At 63.6% G+C, this 16,800-nt stretch carries 14 protein-coding genes; 5 read left to right on the plus strand and 9 right to left on the minus strand.

The features are described from left to right. Positions 1-16: 16 nt before the first annotated feature. Entirely contained in the window at positions 17-1,027 is a 1,011-nt protein-coding gene (gene deoC / locus ACYPXD_RS27420; protein ID WP_459718842.1) for a deoxyribose-phosphate aldolase, read from the minus strand. Between the two features lie 443 nt (positions 1,028-1,470). Between deoC and ACYPXD_RS27425 the strand changes: the two genes are divergently transcribed. After that, entirely contained in the window at positions 1,471-2,367 is an 897-nt protein-coding gene (locus ACYPXD_RS27425; RefSeq protein ID WP_459718845.1) for a fructose bisphosphate aldolase, read from the plus strand. Positions 2,368-2,406: 39 nt separating this feature from the next. Here the strand turns inward: ACYPXD_RS27425 and ACYPXD_RS27430 are convergent, their stop codons facing one another. The 3 genes from ACYPXD_RS27430 to ACYPXD_RS27440 all read right to left on the minus strand — a co-directional run bounded on the left by ACYPXD_RS27430 (position 2,407) and on the right by ACYPXD_RS27440 (position 4,238). Further along, positions 2,407-3,084 carry a response regulator transcription factor gene (locus ACYPXD_RS27430; protein ID WP_459718848.1) on the minus strand — a complete coding sequence of 226 codons (678 nt, stop codon included), beginning with the start codon at positions 3,082-3,084 and terminating at the stop codon, positions 2,407-2,409. A 317-nt stretch (positions 3,085-3,401) separates the two neighbouring features. Next, on the minus strand, positions 3,402-3,824 hold the full coding sequence (locus ACYPXD_RS27435; protein WP_459718851.1) for a hypothetical protein: 423 nt from the start codon (positions 3,822-3,824) through the stop codon (positions 3,402-3,404). 45 nt (positions 3,825-3,869) lie between these two features. After that, positions 3,870-4,238: a nuclear transport factor 2 family protein gene (locus ACYPXD_RS27440; RefSeq protein WP_459718855.1), complete on the minus strand. Its 369-nt coding sequence runs from the start codon at positions 4,236-4,238 to the stop codon at positions 3,870-3,872. A 315-nt stretch (positions 4,239-4,553) separates the two neighbouring features. Here ACYPXD_RS27440 and ACYPXD_RS27445 point away from each other — a divergent pair, with 315 nt between their 5' ends. The 3 genes from ACYPXD_RS27445 (at position 4,554) to flhC (ending at position 7,083) form a co-directional block, all read left to right on the plus strand. Next, positions 4,554-5,447 carry a helix-turn-helix domain-containing protein gene (locus ACYPXD_RS27445; RefSeq protein WP_459718861.1) on the plus strand — a complete coding sequence of 298 codons (894 nt, stop codon included), beginning with the start codon at positions 4,554-4,556 and terminating at the stop codon, positions 5,445-5,447. 654 nt (positions 5,448-6,101) lie between these two features. Next, on the plus strand, positions 6,102-6,422 hold the full coding sequence (flhD, locus tag ACYPXD_RS27450) for a flagellar transcriptional regulator FlhD (protein WP_075161601.1): 321 nt from the start codon (positions 6,102-6,104) through the stop codon (positions 6,420-6,422). Between the two features lie 13 nt (positions 6,423-6,435). Continuing rightward, positions 6,436-7,083 (plus strand): flagellar transcriptional regulator FlhC, encoded by a 648-nt coding sequence (gene flhC / locus ACYPXD_RS27455; RefSeq protein ID WP_459718868.1) that lies wholly within the window; start codon positions 6,436-6,438, stop codon positions 7,081-7,083. A gap of 100 nt (positions 7,084-7,183) precedes the next feature. Here flhC and ACYPXD_RS27460 read toward each other — a convergent pair whose 3' ends face one another. Further along, positions 7,184-8,512 (minus strand): Nramp family divalent metal transporter, encoded by a 1,329-nt coding sequence (locus ACYPXD_RS27460; RefSeq protein WP_459718871.1) that lies wholly within the window; start codon positions 8,510-8,512, stop codon positions 7,184-7,186. 70 nt (positions 8,513-8,582) lie between these two features. Next, positions 8,583-9,776 carry an acyl-CoA dehydrogenase family protein gene (locus ACYPXD_RS27465; RefSeq protein WP_459718874.1) on the minus strand — a complete coding sequence of 398 codons (1,194 nt, stop codon included), beginning with the start codon at positions 9,774-9,776 and terminating at the stop codon, positions 8,583-8,585. Between the two features lie 245 nt (positions 9,777-10,021). Between ACYPXD_RS27465 and ACYPXD_RS27470 the strand changes: the two genes are divergently transcribed. Next, positions 10,022-10,657, plus strand: coding sequence for a hypothetical protein (locus ACYPXD_RS27470; RefSeq protein ID WP_459718878.1), 636 nt, complete (start codon positions 10,022-10,024; stop codon positions 10,655-10,657). 97 nt (positions 10,658-10,754) lie between these two features. On the opposite strand, the gene ACYPXD_RS27475 is transcribed toward ACYPXD_RS27470, so the two are convergent. Genes ACYPXD_RS27475 through ACYPXD_RS27485 form a run of 3 tightly spaced genes read right to left on the minus strand, consistent with a single transcriptional unit; the run spans position 10,755 to position 16,788 of the window. Then, positions 10,755-12,293 carry an efflux transporter outer membrane subunit gene (locus tag ACYPXD_RS27475; RefSeq protein ID WP_459718881.1) on the minus strand — a complete coding sequence of 513 codons (1,539 nt, stop codon included), beginning with the start codon at positions 12,291-12,293 and terminating at the stop codon, positions 10,755-10,757. A 23-nt stretch (positions 12,294-12,316) separates the two neighbouring features. Then, a complete protein-coding gene (locus tag ACYPXD_RS27480) occupies positions 12,317-15,502 on the minus strand; it encodes an efflux RND transporter permease subunit (RefSeq protein WP_459718884.1) in 3,186 nt (1,061 codons plus the stop codon). A gap of 56 nt (positions 15,503-15,558) precedes the next feature. Further along, positions 15,559-16,788 carry an efflux RND transporter periplasmic adaptor subunit gene (locus tag ACYPXD_RS27485; protein WP_459718887.1) on the minus strand — a complete coding sequence of 410 codons (1,230 nt, stop codon included), beginning with the start codon at positions 16,786-16,788 and terminating at the stop codon, positions 15,559-15,561. Positions 16,789-16,800 lie beyond the last annotated feature (12 nt).

Genomic DNA, 16,800 nt, shown 5'->3' on the forward strand with positions numbered 1-16,800 from the left:
GCTTGCGGATGCAACGTTATGCAACGGGGTGGCGATTGAAGGACGAGTAACGGCCGCTTGCGTGATGCTCGAGCTGACGCTCGATATCGGCAAGCAGGCTCGACGCGCCGATCCGGAACAGCTCGGGCTCGAGCCACGCGCGGCCCAGTTCTTCCTTCATCAGGATCTGATAGAGCAACGCGGTCTTCGCATCGGATACGCCGCCGGCCGGCTTGAAGCCGATCAGCACGCCGGTGCGCGCGTGATATTCGCGAATCATCCGGACCATCACGAGCGACACGTCGAGCGTGGCGTTCACGCCTTCCTTGCCCGTCGAGGTCTTGATGAAATCCGCGCCCGCCATCATGCAGACCATCGATGCGCGGGCCACGTTCGACAGCGTGCGGATATCGCCGGTCGCGAGTATCGCCTTCAGATGCGCGTGGCCGCACGCGGCGCGAAAGTCGCGCACTTCTTCATACAGTGCGCGCCAGTTGCCGGTCAGCACATACTCGCGCGTGACGACAATATCGATTTCCTCGGCGCCGTCGGCAACCGACGCCTCGATCTCTTTCAGTTTCAGCTCGTGCGGATTAAGACCCGCCGGGAAGCCCGTCGAAACGGCCGCCACCGGAATACCGCTGCCGCGCAGTGCATCGACCGCGGCAGCGACAAAACGGTGATACACGCACACCGCCCCGGTGGTGATGCCGTGCGGCGCGATGCCGAGTTCGGCGAGGATGTCCGCGCGCACCGGCTGGCGCGCTTTCGCGCACAGGCGCCGCACGCGGCCTTCGGTATCGTCGCCGTTCAGCGTGGTGAGATCGATGCAGGTGATCGCCTTGAGCAGCCACGCGGCCTGCGCATCTTTCTTGACGGTGCGGCGCGTGCCGAGCGTCGCGGTACGCCGCTCGACGGCCGACTGATTGACCCGCAAGTCGTCGAACCACGAAGGATCGAACGGTGCGCCCGGGTTGCGCGCGGGATGGACGACGGCGCCACGCGCAAGCGCGACGACGGAGGAGGACAGGGTAGAAGCTTCGGGCATGAGACGTTCGCGGTTTTGTGCAATGCACAGCAACGGCTGATGGTTTGTTCGCAATCAATCGTATGCTAATGAGAGGATCTTAACAAGTAGCGTTACGTTGATTTCACGCCACGATTCATCGACAACCGGCCTTGCGAGCACCGATGCCCCGCCGCACAAGGCTTCGGGCTCCGCGCACGCGCTTATCGGGGTTTTCACCTAAGGCGCGAGATAGCGTGGCGAAGCGGACGGAATGCGCGGCACATACGTTGCTAACTGCGAAGGCTAAACCGAAAGGTGCGGCCGCGTGCGCACGGCCCCGCGCAGTCCGCCAAGCGCGGCGTCTCGCCGATTTCACGAGATCGCCCGCCATTGCCAGTACACTTTCATATCGACGGATTCAACGGACCCGTTAGCGGGTGCGCTTTGCAGCGATTTTTGTTTTAGCTCACGGAGAAACGCTCATGGCAAACGACAAAATGCTTGCGCAGATGACTGACAAGCCGGGATTCATCGCCGCTCTCGATCAGAGCGGCGGCTCGACGCCCGGCGCATTGCGGCAATACGGAATTCCGGACGACGCCTACAGCGGCGACGCCGACATGTTCAGGCTCATGCACGAGATGCGCGCGCGCATCATCAGCGCACCGCCGTTTACGGGCGACAAGGTGATTGGCGCGATCCTGTTCGAAATGACGATGGACGGCCAGGTGGAGGGCAAACCCGCCCCGTCGTTCCTGTGGGAGAACCGCGGCGTGGTGCCGTTCCTGAAGGTAGACAAGGGACTCGTCGAGGAAGCCGACGGCGTTCGTCTGATGAAACCGATTCCCGGCCTCGATACGCTGCTCGAGCGCGCGGTGAAGCTCGGCATTTTCGGTACGAAAATGCGTTCGCTGATCAACCAGAATTCGGCGGCGGGCATTGCCGCGATCGTCAAACAGCAGTTCGAATTCGGCGCGCAGATCGGCAAGCACGGGCTCGTGCCGATTCTCGAACCGGAAGTGTCGATCAAGACGCCCGATAAGGCCGGCGCCGAAAAGGTGCTGCTCGCCGAACTGCACAAGGGCCTCAATGCACTGCCCGAATCGAGCCAGGTGATGCTGAAGCTCACGCTGCCCGAGGTGCCGGACTTCTATCTTCCGCTCGTCGAGCATCCGCGCGTCGTGCGCGTGGTCGCGCTGTCGGGCGGCTATACGCTCGACGATGCGTGCGAGCGCCTCACGTCGAACCATGGCGTGATCGCGAGCTTCTCGCGCGCGCTGATCAACGACCTGAAGAAATCGATGAGCGACGACGAATTCAATACGACGCTTTCCGCGACGATCGATCAGATTTATCAGGCGTCGGTGGTGAAGAACTGAGATCCACGCGGCCGCAGCGCGTGGCAAGGCGGGGCTGGCTCATACGCCAGCCCCGCTTTTTTGATGCGGCGCTTCCTGCAAGCCCAGCACGCCGCCCATCAGCACGAAATCGACAAGCGACTTCGACTCCATCTTTTTCATCGCCTGGTTGCGGTGAAACTTCGTGGTGTTTTCGCTCAGGTTCATTTCCTCGGCAATCTGCCGGTTGCGCATACCATTGACGACCCGCGTCATCACCTGCCGCTCGCGCGGCGTCAGCGACGCATAGCGGCGCCGCAACTCCGCAAACGAACGATCGGCTTCGCGGCGCTCTTCGTCGTCGGCAAGCGCGAGCGTCACTGCATCGAGCAGATCCTGGTCGCGAAACGGCTTGGCGAGAAAATCGGCAGCGCCCGCCTTCATCGCCTTGACCGACATCGCGATATCGCCGTGTGCGGTCATGAATACAATCGGAATTCTCATCTGTTGCGCGGCGATCTGTTCCTGCACGACCAGTCCGCTTTGCCCGCGCAATCGCACGTCGAGAATCAGACACGCAGGCACATCCGGCATGTCGTAAGCGAAGAATTCGTGCGCGCTCGAAAAGGTTTCCACCTGCATGCCGACCGATCGCAGCAATGCGCCGATGGCTTCGCGCACTGAATCGTCGTCGTCGATCACATAGACGATTGCGCGTTCCGCCATCGTCACAGCAGGCGCTGCGGGCTCACTGTGCATGACCGTCTCCGGCCGGGCGCGCGCGATCCGCAAACGCAATTACAGTCATCACGTTAACCATGCCTCTGCTTCATCACTCGAATGAGCGCAATTCATTAATTAATGCGCCAGCGTTAATGCACTTTTAATGCATTTATCGCGCGTCTTTAATGCGCGATAGAACGACTACTCAAGTGCTTCAGCAGATCTTGTCACGTTTTTCAGGCGGATGTCACACCTGAATATCAGTCATCACTGTATGGAATGGCAGGCGGTTTTTGAGTGCGATTCGTGTACGCAGGATCGGCATGGAGAGTGGGTACGTAGCATCGTGCGCATCAGCTGGGACGGTCCGCCGCTACCGGCCAGGCAAGCGATGAGGAATCCGACGCAGCCGCGTAGTTCTCATAGCCCTCATAGCCCTCATAGCCCTCATAGCCCTCGTAGTCCTGCTCCGCCGCCGCGGGCGCAGCGGACGACTTTTGCTCGCCGTGCGACTCGTCTTGCGCGGCCGCACGCCGCGTAGCCGGCCGCTCCACGACGACATGCCGGCAAAACCATCTGACCCATCCGATCATCGCGAGCAGCATGAGCCCTGTGCCGCCGAGCACCGGTTCGCGAAGTGCGACGATCGCGAGAAACGCGAACGCACGCGTGCCGGCGAATAGCGCAAAACCCGCGATCGCGGCAGACAGCGCATCGACAACGCCAAGCGCACGCGCGAATCGTGCGGTGGGTGGCGCGGCAGCGGGCTCATGCATTGGAAGTTCTCCTTGTCAGCAACAAATTGGATCAAGCTGCGGGTATCAAAGCGCGGCCGGCGTTTCGTCGAGAAAGCCGGTTATGGCCTGCAAGCGTCCGCTCGCATCGACCTGGCCGAAATCGGATCCTTTGATAATCGAAACACCTTGCGGCGTCGACAATTCCCACGAAAATCTCAAGCGGTCCGCAAAACTGTCGACCGCGGTCGTACGGCGAAACGTGTGTTGCGGAAAACGCTCATGCACCGCGCGGATCATCGCGTCGATGCCGTCGTGAGCCTGCGCGGACAGCAACGGGTCGGCATACGTCGCATTGCTGGCCCACGTCGCGGCAATCAGTTCCTTGCGACGCGATGCGTCGGTTTCGTTCCAGATGTCGAAATAACGGTCGACCAAAGCGGTGTGCGCATTCATTGCAAAACTCCTTCAGAAAGTTGATCGGTTGATCCAGAGCCCAATGCGAAGTTGAAGGTTCGCTGCAAGCTCTGACTGAAGGTTCTGCGATGCGCGGCCGGAAGTCGATTACGTGCGAGGTAATGGGTTCGCAACGCGTCGACTTCAAACCCCTCGCACTACGTAAGGACGGCAGATCGAAACAGCCTGCGAAAGACAAAACACCCACGCTTGCAGATGTATTCCTGCCGCGCAGAGGTGGCGACCCCTTCGCTTTCGCATGCCGTTACCTCGGAGGTAATGGATTTCGTGCGTGCATTGGCTATCATCGCCGGCATGGACACGCACACCCTTTCCCCGAACGAGCGAGCGGTACCGCCGATGAGCCGGACGGTCGGCGACCTGTTGCGCGAATGGCGTCAGCGACGCCGCATGAGCCAGTTGCTGCTCGCGTCCGAAGCGGACGTCTCGACGCGCCATTTGAGCTTTGTTGAGTCGGGGCGGGCCACGCCGAGCCGCGACATGATCATGCATCTCGCCGAACGGCTCGAGGTGCCGCTGCGTGCGCGCAATGCGCTGCTCGTCGCAGCGGGCTATGCGCCGCTGTTTCGCGAGCGGCCGCTGTCCGATCCTCAACTGGGCGCCGCGCGCGAAGCCGTCGAGCGGGTATTGAAGGGGCACGAGCCCTATCCGGCCATCGCCGTCGACCGGCACTGGACCATCGTTGCCGCGAATGGCGCGCTGGCGCCGCTCGTCGCGTCCGCCGCGCCCGCGCTGCTCGCGCCGCCGGTCAACGCGTTGCGGCTCTCGCTGCATCCGGACGGCATCGCGTCTTCGATCGTCAACTGGCACGCGTGGCGCGCGCACCTGCTCGCGCGGCTGCAACGGCAGGTCGAAGTGAGCGGCGACGCGACGCTCGCGGCCTTGCACGACGAGCTGGCCGGCTACCCGGCCCCGCCGGCCGCTCAATCAGCCGCTCAGGACGCGAGGCCGGGAGAAACTGCGCCGCTCGATCACATCGCCGTGCCGTTGCGGCTCGACACGCCACACGGCATGCTGTCGTTCTTCAGTACGACAACGGTGTTCGGCACGCCGGTCGATGTCACGCTCTCGGAACTCGCCATCGAAGCGTTCTTCCCGGCCGACCAGCAGACCGCCGACACATTGCGCGCGCTCACCGCCGCGCAAGCGAAGCCGGCAACGCCCGGCATAAACGACGCGGACGGCTGAGAGCCGCAGGGAGCCTTGGGCGCTCCAGGAGCCCTGGGAACCCCTTGGAAGCCGCGCCGCCGCGGCAGACGAGGCGCAATTCACACTTTCCGTTAAGAATGCATGCCCTCGCTTCGAGCCAGCCCGCTCCGGGCGGCCGTTACAAGTTACCAATGCCCGAACGCGCGTTGCTTGTTACATCCAATTCGCATAGTCGTTACAAATGCGCGCTTCGCGTCCGCCCGCGAATACCCGCAGTTTTTACCGCGAACACCAATCCCTTGCTTTTCCCTTTCTTAAAAGAATTCGACGCCGCAGCCTCCTCCCGCACCTTGCCAAGGCGTCCGAAAAATTTTCCTTAACCCTTACCCATAAAGGCTTCCAGCCGTTTTTCCCGCGCCTCTCGTCGATCCGTGAATGCGTATTACGCCCTTGTGAAAAACTTACCGGAATTGCGTTGAATTTTTGAGACATTTTTTTGAGAAAAGGATTGCTTTCTGCAAATCGTGTTCATACAATTCGCTCCGGGCTGTTACTAAATGTAACGACCTGTATCAAAGAGTCGCCAGTTGTTTCAGAGCGACCTTGAGCGACCGGAGCAAACGTTTCCGGCGACTCGATAGACCAAACGGCATAGCAATGCCGATAAACAATCGGGGCTTCGGGAACGAAAAAATGGACCGTAGCAGCGAGACGCTGGAATCTATCCGCGAAATCAACCTGTCGTACATCATGCTTGCGCAACGTATGTTGCGCGAGGACAAGCCAGTCGGGATGTTCCGGCTGGGTCTGTCGTCGGAATTGGCCGATTTGCTGGCCGGTCTGTCTCTCGCGCAGATCGTCAAGCTGGCCTCTTCCGACCAGCTTTTATGCTTTTTCCGCTTCAACGATCACACGATGCTGTCGGCGTTGACGCAAACGTCGAAGCACGCGGAAGTCGCTTCGACACACACGGCGATTCTGCTTGCCGGCCAGCCCGCAGAGCAGTTTGCCTGAACGAGGGGCTGCCATGCTCAAGCGAAGCTTGACCGAAGACGCGCAAGAGGTATTTCGCGCCATCGCGCTGATCGAACTCGGCGCGCGCATGCAGGTGCTGGAAAGCGAACTGACGCTTTCCCGCGACCGCATGATCCGTCTGTACCGCGAAGTGAAAGGCGCATCGCCGCCGAAAGGCATGCTGCCGTTCTCGGCCGACTGGTACATGACGTGGCTCGCGAACATTCACGCGTCGCTGTTCTATAACACGTACCTGTTTCTGAAGAACGAGGCGCGCTGCTCGCACCTCGACGCGCTGACGAAGGGTTACCGGCTCTATCTCGAGCATTGCAAGCACGCCAACTCCGAGCCGGTGCTCGATCTGACGCGCGCCTGGACGCTGGTCCGCTTCTTCGACGCGGACATGCTGCAGCTCACGCGCTGCTGCCGCTGCACGGGCAAGTTCGTCGCGCACAAGCACGATCTGCAGAACAACGTGGTGTGCGGCGCATGCCAGCCGCCGTCGCGCGCGGGCAAGACGAAGAAAGCCGCTGCCGCAAAGCTCGAAACGCAAGCCGGATCGCAGCCGAAGGCCGTGCCTCAGGTTGGCGAGCCCGTCTTCGAAGTCGCGGCAGCCGCAACCGAAGCGTTCGAACCCGCTACCGCGCTCGTCGCAGCCTGACCGTCCGTTTCGCTTCCTTCCTGCTTTTTTCCCCCGCTTCTTTCCTGCTTCTTTCCCGCTACCGGCGCGCCATCGCGGCGCGCCGGTTTGCAGCGCGGTTTCAGCTCAGCCACCCCACCGTCTGCACGACGAGCCACACGTTCGCGGCGCTGATCACCGCGAACAGCATCCACGCAAGCATTCGCGTGGGGAGCCGGTTCGCGAATTCGCCCATCAGCGCGCGGTCGTCGGTCATGCGGATCAGCGGATACAGCGCAAACGGCAATTGCAGGCTCAGCACGACCTGGCTCGCCACCAGCAGCGTGCCGACCGCACCGTTCCCCAACAGCTGAATGCCGACCAGTGCGGGAATCAGCGCGAGCGCGCGCGTGATCAGCCGGCGCTGCCAGCATGGGATATTGAGGTCGAGAAAGCCTTCCATGATCACCTGGCCCGCGACCGTGCCCGTGAACGTCGAGCTTTGCCCGGACGCGAGCAGCGTCACCGCAAACAGAATCGCCGCGAGGCTCGTGCCGACGATCGGCGCGAGCAGCTTGTAGGCGTCCTCGATTTCGGTCACCTGATTGTGGCCGGTCGCATGAAACGCCGCACCGGCGAGAATCAGGATCGCCGCGTTGATCAGCAGCGCGAGCAACAGCGAGACAATCGTGTCGATGCGCGACATCGCGATCGCCGAGCCGATGCCCTTCGAGTTGCGCTTCACGGCGCGTGTCTGCACGACCGACGAATGCAGATACAGGTTGTGCGGCATCACGGTCGCACCGAGGATGCCGATCGCGAGATACAGCGGCTCGCGGCTGCTGACCGCCTGCCACGACGGCACGATGCCATGCGCCACGGCCGACCAGTCCGGCTTGACGAGCGCGAGCTCGACGACATAGCCCGCGCCTATCGTGGCGATAAGGCCGAGCATGATCGCCTCGAGATCGCGGAAGTTCTTACCCTGCAAGCCAAGCACGATCAGCGTGTCGAGCGCGGTCAGCAGCACGCCGGCGGTCAGCGACATCTTGAACAGCAGATGAAACGCGAGCGCGCCGCCGAGCACTTCGGCGAGGTCGCACGCGATGATCGAGATTTCGGCGAGCAGCCACTGAACGCGCACGACGCCCGGCGAATAGCGGGCCCGCGACAGTTGCGCCAGATCTTTGCCGGTGGCGATGCCGAGCCGCATGCTCAGGCACTGCAGCACCATGGCCGCCAGGCTAGACAGCACGACGACGAACAGCAGGCTATACCCGTAGCGCGAACCGGCCTCGATGTCGGTGGCCCAGTTGCCGGGGTCCATATAGCCGATCGAGACGAGCAGGCCCGGGCCCGCGAACTGCAGAATGCGCTTCCAGAACGGCGCGTTGGGATTGACTGCGACGGAGCCCTGCACTTCGGCTGGGCAAAACGGCGCGGTTGCCGTAGTCGGTAGTTTGAACTGCAAGCCGGTGACCCTCGAGTTGATTGAAGCCGAGCCGCACCACGAGGCCGTGTGCCGTGCGCCGCCGACTCCCTCAAGTGTACAAAGAAACGTCCGGCAGCGTCCCTTCGAGCGCGTAGCGCCCGATATCGCGGACGCGGTAGTCGAGCGGATCGTGCAGCGTATGCACGCGCGCATTGCGCCAGAAGCGGTCGAGCGCGAGCGGCGCGCCGGTCGCGCGTGCGCCGCACGCGTCGAACAGCGCCTCGCTCACGTCAAGCGCGGCGCGATGGGCAAAGACTTTCGCTTCGGACGTGGCGAGCGCGACCTGCGCGCGCTGCTGCGCGTCGAGCGCGAAGCCTTTATTCCAGGCCTCGTCGAGCGCGCGGGCCGCGCGCTCGGCCATTGCTTCGGCGCCGATTGTCTTCAGGCGCATTTCGCCGAAGCGCTGCAGCTGGTAAGGATCGTCGGCCGCGCGTGCGACGCCCGAGGTGATCCACGGCCGCGTGTACTGCGTGAAATAGCGGCGCGCTTCGTCGAGCGCGCCCTGCGCGATGCCGACGAAGAGATTGGTCAGCACGAGTTGCGAAACCAGCGTGCGCAGCGTCGCGCGCGGCACGTCCGAGCGTTGCATCACTTCGTGCGGCTCGAGCCGCACCTTGTCGAACGACACCGTGCCGCTGTCGGTCTGACGCTGACCGATCGGATCCCAGTCGTCATGGACCGTGATGCCCTCGCGCGTGGTCGGCACGACGCCGTAGACCGCTTTGCCAGCGGCCGCGTCGTGGCCGGAGACGGTCATCATCTGCGAGCCGCGCGTGCCGGAGCAGAAGCCCTTCGCGCCGCTCAGGAGATAGCCGCCGTCGGTCGTTGCGGTCGCAACGAGACGCGTATCGAGCGGATTGACCGCATTGCCCCACCACCAGCGTTCCCTGACCGTGCCGCCGAGATAACGCGCGCGTTGCTCGTCGTTGCCCCAGACGTCGACGCTCACGATTTGCAGACACTGAAACCCGAGCAGATGCGCAAGCGCGCTGTCGACGGCCGCGATCGCGCGAATCGTTTCGTACACGTCACGCCAGCGCACGAAGTCGCCGCCGAATTCGCGCGGCACGGCAAGCGTCAGAAGTCCCGCCTCGGCAATCCATTGCTTTTCGCGAGCCGCGTGACCACCCGCGCGGTCACGTTCGGCGGCCGTTTCACGCAAGACGGCAATAAGGGAGCCCAGATCTTGAATCGGCTCATCCGATCGGGCTTCGGGTTTGGCCGGCTGGCGCGAGTCGTTCATGCGTTCTCCGTCGACATCAGTGCTGCAAGCAGCGCAAGTGCCGACAGTTTAGCGGGATCTTGCCGTACCGAGCAGCCACCTTGCCGACGCGGTTCGGCCTATCCATGCATGACATGGCAGCGACCGGAAAATACTAGCATCGGCTTGCATGCCATACGTCGACTGGATCTGGCGCGCCCAACCGGTTCTGGCGATGCTGGAGCCGGATTGCGGAGCGCGCCTTCCTAATTGAGAGGAAATGCCAGATGATCCGATTTGAGTTCTTTGGCCGTCCGCGGTCCGAGCCTTCCGTACTTCAGGGAGCAACAAGCCCGGCTTCGACGCTGTCCGCCGGAGCGCGTGCCGCGTCCGCGCCGAGCATTTTGCAACGCCCGGCGCAGCAACCGCCGGCTCCGGCCGGATCGCGCCCGGCAAATCGCGAAACCCGCTTCGCACATCACCTCGGCGCCGCCACCGACGCCACCGACGCCACGCACAACGTTCCCGCGAAAGTCACAGGACGAATTGACGATGTGACGCCCGCCACATCCCACGAGGCCGATGAATTGCAGGAGCGGCGCGGCTGGCTAACGCAGCGTATCGTGCAATGGCAAGCCGAGATCGACACCGGCTCGATAAGCGCCGCTACGCAACTGGAGCCGGACATCGACCCGCCACGCTCGCGGGCGTCGGGCAGCTGGCTAAGGCGGCACACCGCGCTATGGCAAACCGACCAGACGTCGGGCGCCGCCGCCCAACGGAAACCGGCTATCGACCCGCCATTGCTGCGAGACTGGCGAGCGTCGCAAATTCGCCAGGTCAATCATCAGATCGCGGCTATCGACAAACGGTTGAGCGAACTCCGGGGACATGCCAACGAGCCGCCCCGCTCCGGCAATTAGCCCGCGCGTCTTCCAAAGCATTGCGCGGCAACGCGAATGCCGTCTCAGCGAATATTTGACGTTACTCACGCAAAACGATGTGGATAACGCCATCCCGCTACTGCTTCGCGACCTGCTCTGTGCCGCCGTTCGCGTTCATCCCGACGGCCGGCGTCGCATCGTTCGCCTTCATATCGCCCCATCCGCCGCCCAGCGCGCGAATCAGGTTGACGGTCGCGACCGCCTGGATGCCGGTCAGCTGGCTCGCCTGCAGCTGCGTCTGCAGAACCTGGCGCTCCGCGTCGATCACGTCGAGGTACGCAATCTGCCCTTCCGTATATTGCGTGGTCGACAGATGCGCCGAACGCTGCGACGCATTGACCGCATCGTTCTCCTGCTGGATCTGATCGTCGAGCAGACGCAGGTCGGACAGGTTGTCTTCCACTTCGCGGAACGCCTGCAACACCTGCTGACGATACTGCGCGACGTCTTCGTCGTACTTCCCGCGCGCCTGATCGACACCGGCGCGGCGGCGGCCGCCGTCGAAGATCGGCATGGTCAGCGCGGTGCCCGCGAACGGCCCGAGCAGGAACGCGCGGCTCGACCAGTGGAACAGGTCGGCCAGCGTGCCCGCTTCGAAGCCACCCGCCGCCGTGATGTCGAGCCTCGGGAAATACGCGGACTTTGCGAGGCCGACACGCGCGTTTGCCGCGGCCATCGCGCGTTCGGCCGCGGCGATGTCCGGACGGCGCTCGAGCAGCGCGGAAGGCAAGCCCGCCGGCACACGTGCGGTGACGGGCACGAGCGGCGTCTCGGGGAACGAGAAATCCGCCGGCGCCTTGCCGAGCAGAATCGCAAGACTGTGCTCGGATGCCGCGCGCTGCCGCGCCACGCCGACCGCATCCGCCCGCGCGGTCGAAAGCTCGTTCTTCGCGCGCGACAGATCGAGTTCGCTGATCTCGCCTTCGCTAAAGCGTCGCTGCACGAGCTTGAGCGAATCCTCACGCAATTTCACGGTCTGGCGGAACAGGTCCACCTGCGTATCGAACTCGCGCAGCTGGAAGTAGTTCTGCGCGACGTCGGCCTGCAGCGCGAGCTGCACCGAACGGAACAGCGCTTCGCTCTGCTGCGCATCGGCCTGGGTTGCATGGACGTTCGAGCTGATGCGGCCGAACAGGTCGACTTCGTACGAAGCGGTCGCCTGGGCGCGCCACAGCGTCTGCGCCGGCACATTCGCGTTCGGCGGCAGGAACTGCGACGCCGGCGAGAGTCGCTGCCGCGTCGGGCCGAAGCCCGCATCGATGGTCGGGAACCAGTCGGAACGCGCGTTCTGCACGAGCGCGCGGGACTGCTGCACGCGCGCGGCTGCGGCCTTCAGATCCTGGTTCGCCGCGGCGGCCTGCTGCTCGAGGTCGTTGAGCACCGGGTCGCCGAAGATCGCCCACCATTCGCCGCGATGCGCGGCGTCGGCCGGCTCCGCGGTTTTCCAGGTGCCCATGTCCTTCGCGTCGCTTGCCGGCACTTCCTTGAAGGCGGCCGGCGTGGGCGCGTCGGGCCGCCGGTAGGTCGGCTCGACCGAGCAGGCCGCCAGCAGAACCAGCAATAGCGCGCTCGTTGCCGCGCGGCCGAGGCCGCGCATCGTTTGGTCTTTTTTCATGTTTCCGTCCTCAGTGCGCGCTTTCACGCATCGGTTGTTTGCGCAACCATATGCGGCGCATCTTTCTGTGCAACGTGAATCTTGCCGCCCGCCATCAGGCGCAGCACGACATAGAACACCGGCGTCAGCATCAGGCCGAACAGCGTCACGCCGAGCATGCCGAAGAACACCGCGATACCCATTGCATGGCGCATCTCCGAGCCCGCCCCCGACGACACGACGAGCGGCACCACACCCATGATGAACGCGATCGACGTCATCAGAATCGGGCGCAGACGCAGCCGGCTTGCTTCGATGGCCGCGGCGATCGGCGAGCGTCCGTCGTGTTCGAGTTCGCGCGCGAACTCGACGATCAGGATCGCGTTCTTCGAGGCGAGACCCACCAGCACCATCAGGCCGATCTGCGTGAAGATGTTGTTGTCGCCATCCGTGAGCCACACGCCCGTCAAGGCGGACAGCACGCTCATCGGCACGATCAGGATCACCGCGAGCGGCAGCGTCAGGCTCTCGTACAGCGCGGCGAGCACGAGGAACACGAGCAGCACGCTGATCGGGAACACCCAGAGGCCCGCGTTGCCCGCGAGAATCTGCTGATACGTGAGGTCGGTCCATTCGAGCTTCACGCCGCGCGGCAACACCTCGGCCGCGACGCGTTCAGCCGCCGCCTGCGCTTCACCCGACGAATAGCCGGGCGCCGGACCGCCGTTGATGTCCGCTGCCGTGTAGCCGTTGTAGCGGACCACCATCTCCGGACCGAACGTCGGCGTCACCTTCACGAGCGACGACAGCGGCACCATATCGCCGTTCGCATTGCGCGTCTTCAGCTGGCCGATGTCCTCGGCGGTCGCCCGGAACGGCGCATCGGCCTGCACGCGCACCTGATAAACGCGGCCGAAGCGGTTGAAGTCGTTCACATACAGCGAGCCCAGATAGATCTGCATCGTGTTGAACACGTCCGTCACCGCGACGCCCAACTGCTTCGCCTTCACGCGGTCCAGATCGACGTTCAGCTGCGGCACGTTGATCTGATAGCTCGAGAACGTCGGGCCCAGCTCCGGCGTTTGCGAGGCTTTCTTCACGAAGGCCTCGGCCGCGTCGTTGAGCGCCGCGTAGCCGACCGAACCGTGATCTTCGAGCTGCATCTTGAAGCCGCCGAGCGTGCCGAGGCCGAGCACCGGCGGCGGCGGGAACACCGCCACGAACGAGCCCTTGATACTGGCGTACTGGCCGTTCAGCGCACCCGCGATCGCCCCCGCGGACAGCGCCTTGCCCTTGCGTTCGTCGAACGGCTTGAGCGTGACGAACACGATGCCCGCGCTCGAGCTGTTCGTGAAGCCGTTCACCGAGAGGCCCGGGAACGCCACGGCGCTTTCGACGCCCGGCTGCTTCAGCGCGATTGCGCTCATATCGCGAATCACCTTTTCGGTGCGATCGAGCGACGCGCCGTTCGGCAATTGCGCAAACGCGATCAGATATTCCTTGTCCTGCGCGGGCACGAAGCCGCCCGGCACCGCGCGATAGACGACGGCCGTGAGCGCCAGCAGCACCGCATACACGACGAGCATCGCGCCCTTGTGCCGCAGCACGCCGGTCACGCCCTTGCCGTACGCTTCGGAGCCGCGATGGAACACCTTGTTGAAACGCCGGAAGAAGCCGCCGAGCACGCGGTTCATGCCGCGCGTCAGCCAGTCTTCCTTCTCGTCGTGGCCGCGCAGCAGCATGGCCGAGAGCGCCGGCGACAGCGTCAGCGAGTTGAACGCCGAGATCACGGTCGAGATCGCGATGGTCATCGCGAACTGCTTGTAGAACTGGCCGGTCAGACCCGTCATGAACGCGAGCGGCACGAACACGGCAACCAGCGTGAGCGCGATCGCGATAATCGGCCCGCTCACTTCCTGCATCGCCTTGTAGGTGGCCTCGCGCGCAGTGAGCCCGCGCTCGATGTTCCGCTCGACGTTCTCTACCACCACGATCGCATCGTCGACCACGATACCGATCGCGAGCACCATCCCGAACAGCGACAGCGCATTGATCGAGAAGCCGAACGCGAGCAGCAGCGAGAACGTACCGACGATCGACACCGGCACGGCGATCAACGGAATGATCGACGCACGCCATGTCTGCAGGAACACGATCACGACGATCACGACCAGCGCGATCGCTTCGAGCAGCGTATGAATCACTGCTTCGATACTCGAGCGCACGAACTGCGTCGGGTCGTAGACGATCTTGTACTGCACACCCGCCGGCATATCGGCGGCGAGTTCCTTCATCGTCTTGCGCACTTCATCGGAAATCTGCAGCGAATTCGCGCCCGGCGACTGGTTGATCGCCAGCGCGACGGCCGGCTTGTTGTCGAGCAGCGAACGCAGGCCATATTCGGACGCGGCGAGTTCGATGCGCCCGATATCGTGCAGGTACGTCACCGCGCCATCAGGCGCCGTCTTCACGACAATGTCGCCAAACTCGCTCTCGGTCTTCAGACGCCCGCGCGCATTGACGAGCAACTGCAATTGCGTGCCCGGCATCGACGGAGATGCGCCGATCACACCCGCGGCGACCTGGATGTTCTGCTCGCGAATCGCATTGACCACTTCGGTCGCGGTCAGATTGCGCTCGGATACCTTGGTCGGATCGAGCCACACGCGCATTGCGTAGTCGCCCGCGCCCCACAGTTGCACTTCGCCGACGCCGCGAATCCGCTGCAGCCGGTCGCGCACGTTGAGCAACGCGTAGTTGCGCAGATACGTCATGTCGTAACGATCGTTCGGCGAGATCAGGTGCACGACCATCGTCAGCGTCGGCGAGCTCTTGATCGTCGTGATGCCGAGACGCTGCACGTCTTCCGGCAAACGCGGCAGCGCCTGATTGACGCGGTTCTGCACGAGCTGCGTCGCGAGGTCCGGGTTCGTGCCGAGCGCGAACGTGACGGTGAGCGTGAGGTTGCCGTCGCTATTCGCCTGCGACTGCATGTACAGCATGTTCTCGACACCGTTGATCTGCTCTTCGAGCGGCGAGGCCACCGCTTCGGCGATCACCTTCGGGTTTGCACCCGGATACTGCGCCTTGACCACCACCGACGGCGGCACGACTTCCGGATACTCGGAAATCGGCAGCTGAAACAGCGCGATCACGCCGGCCAGCAGAATGAGGACCGATAGCACGCCCGCGAAAATGGGCCGGTCGATGAAAAACTTGGATATGTTCATATGAGGCTCTGTACGTTAAAGCGCCTGGCGCATCGACACGATGCGCGGCGCGAGCATCACGAATTCTTCTGTGCGTTCGTGCGTGCGGGCTTGCCTTCTGCAACCGACGAATCGTTCTTCGGCTCGCCGTCGCCGCCCGTCATCGGTACCGTATGCGCCTTGATCTGTTCGCCGGGGCGCACGCGCTGCGTGCCGTTGACGACGATTCGCTCGCCGTTCAGCAAACCGCCCGTGATCACGCGCAGGTTGCCTTGCAGGTGGCCGATCTGCACTTCGCGATAGGCGACCTTGTCGCTCTTGTCGACGACGAGCACGAACTTCTTGTCCTGATCGGTACCAATCGCGGCATCGTCGATCAGCAGCGCCGCGTGCGGCGCGCTGCCGCTGACCTGGACGCGCGCGTAGAGGCCCGGCACGAGCGTGCCGTCCGCGTTATCGAAGCGTGCGCGCACGCGGATCGTGCCCGACGACGTATCGAGCCGGTTATCGACCGAATCGATGACGCCCGAGCGCGAGTAGCCGCTTTCGTTCGCAAGACCGAGTTGGACCGGCACCTTGCCGCTGTTCTTCACCTGGCTGATGTATTGCAGGTACGTCTGCTCGTCCGCATCGAACGATGCGTAGATGGGCGAAACGGACACCAGCGTGGTCAGCACCGGCGCGCCCGCCCCCGCGCTGACCACATTGCCGAGCGTGATTTCGGCGCGCGATACGCGGCCCGATACCGGCGCGGTGACCTTCGTGTAGCCGAGGTTGATCTGCGCGGCTTCGAGCGCGGCTTGCGCGGCCTTCACGTTGGCATCGGCCGAACGCGAGGCGTTCTGCTTCTCGTCGTAGTCGCGCTTCGCGATCGCGTTATCGCCGATCAGGCGTTGCGCACGCTCCCAGTCGGTTTGCGCGTATTGACGCTGCGCCTGCGCGGCGGCCAGCTGCGCGGCCGCGCGATCGACTTCGGCCTGGTACGGACGCGGATCGATAACGAACAGCGTGTCGCCCTTCTTCACGAGCGCGCCGTCCTTGAAGTTCACGGCGACGATCGTGCCCGGCACCTGCGGACGGATCTCGACCTTGTCGATCGCCTCCAGACGCCCCGAATACGATTGCCAGTCGGTGATCGTTTTCTGCACGACCGCGGCGACGTCGACTTCGGTCAGCGGCGCGGCCTGCGCCGACGATTCGGAACGCGCATCGACACGCATCGCACCGAGCGTGCCGATCCCGGCAATGACGATAACGGCCACGGCGGCGATAGCCAGCCTGGTACGCGAGAGAGGAAGCAATGACATGACAGACTCCGG

Source organism: Paraburkholderia sp. 2C, from assembly GCF_054589215.1.

Bases quoted from the DNA above. Each gene is read 5' to 3' on its own strand.
- ACYPXD_RS27485 (WP_459718887.1), bottom strand. From the start codon at position 16,788: ATGTCATTGCTTCCTCTCTCGCGTACCAGGCTGGCTATCGCCGCCGTG.
- ACYPXD_RS27470 (WP_459718878.1), top strand. From the start codon at position 10,022: ATGATCCGATTTGAGTTCTTTGGCCGTCCGCGGTCCGAGCCTTCCGTA.
- ACYPXD_RS27425 (WP_459718845.1), top strand. From the start codon at position 1,471: ATGGCAAACGACAAAATGCTTGCGCAGATGACTGACAAGCCGGGATTC.
- ACYPXD_RS27465 (WP_459718874.1), bottom strand. From the start codon at position 9,776: ATGAACGACTCGCGCCAGCCGGCCAAACCCGAAGCCCGATCGGATGAG.
- ACYPXD_RS27475 (WP_459718881.1), bottom strand. From the start codon at position 12,293: ATGAAAAAAGACCAAACGATGCGCGGCCTCGGCCGCGCGGCAACGAGC.
- flhD (WP_075161601.1), top strand. From the start codon at position 6,102: ATGGACCGTAGCAGCGAGACGCTGGAATCTATCCGCGAAATCAACCTG.
- ACYPXD_RS27435 (WP_459718851.1), bottom strand. From the start codon at position 3,824: ATGCATGAGCCCGCTGCCGCGCCACCCACCGCACGATTCGCGCGTGCG.
- flhC (WP_459718868.1), top strand. From the start codon at position 6,436: ATGCTCAAGCGAAGCTTGACCGAAGACGCGCAAGAGGTATTTCGCGCC.
- ACYPXD_RS27430 (WP_459718848.1), bottom strand. From the start codon at position 3,084: ATGCACAGTGAGCCCGCAGCGCCTGCTGTGACGATGGCGGAACGCGCA.
- deoC (WP_459718842.1), bottom strand. From the start codon at position 1,027: ATGCCCGAAGCTTCTACCCTGTCCTCCTCCGTCGTCGCGCTTGCGCGT.
- ACYPXD_RS27445 (WP_459718861.1), top strand. From the start codon at position 4,554: ATGGACACGCACACCCTTTCCCCGAACGAGCGAGCGGTACCGCCGATG.
- ACYPXD_RS27440 (WP_459718855.1), bottom strand. From the start codon at position 4,238: ATGAATGCGCACACCGCTTTGGTCGACCGTTATTTCGACATCTGGAAC.
- ACYPXD_RS27480 (WP_459718884.1), bottom strand. From the start codon at position 15,502: ATGAACATATCCAAGTTTTTCATCGACCGGCCCATTTTCGCGGGCGTG.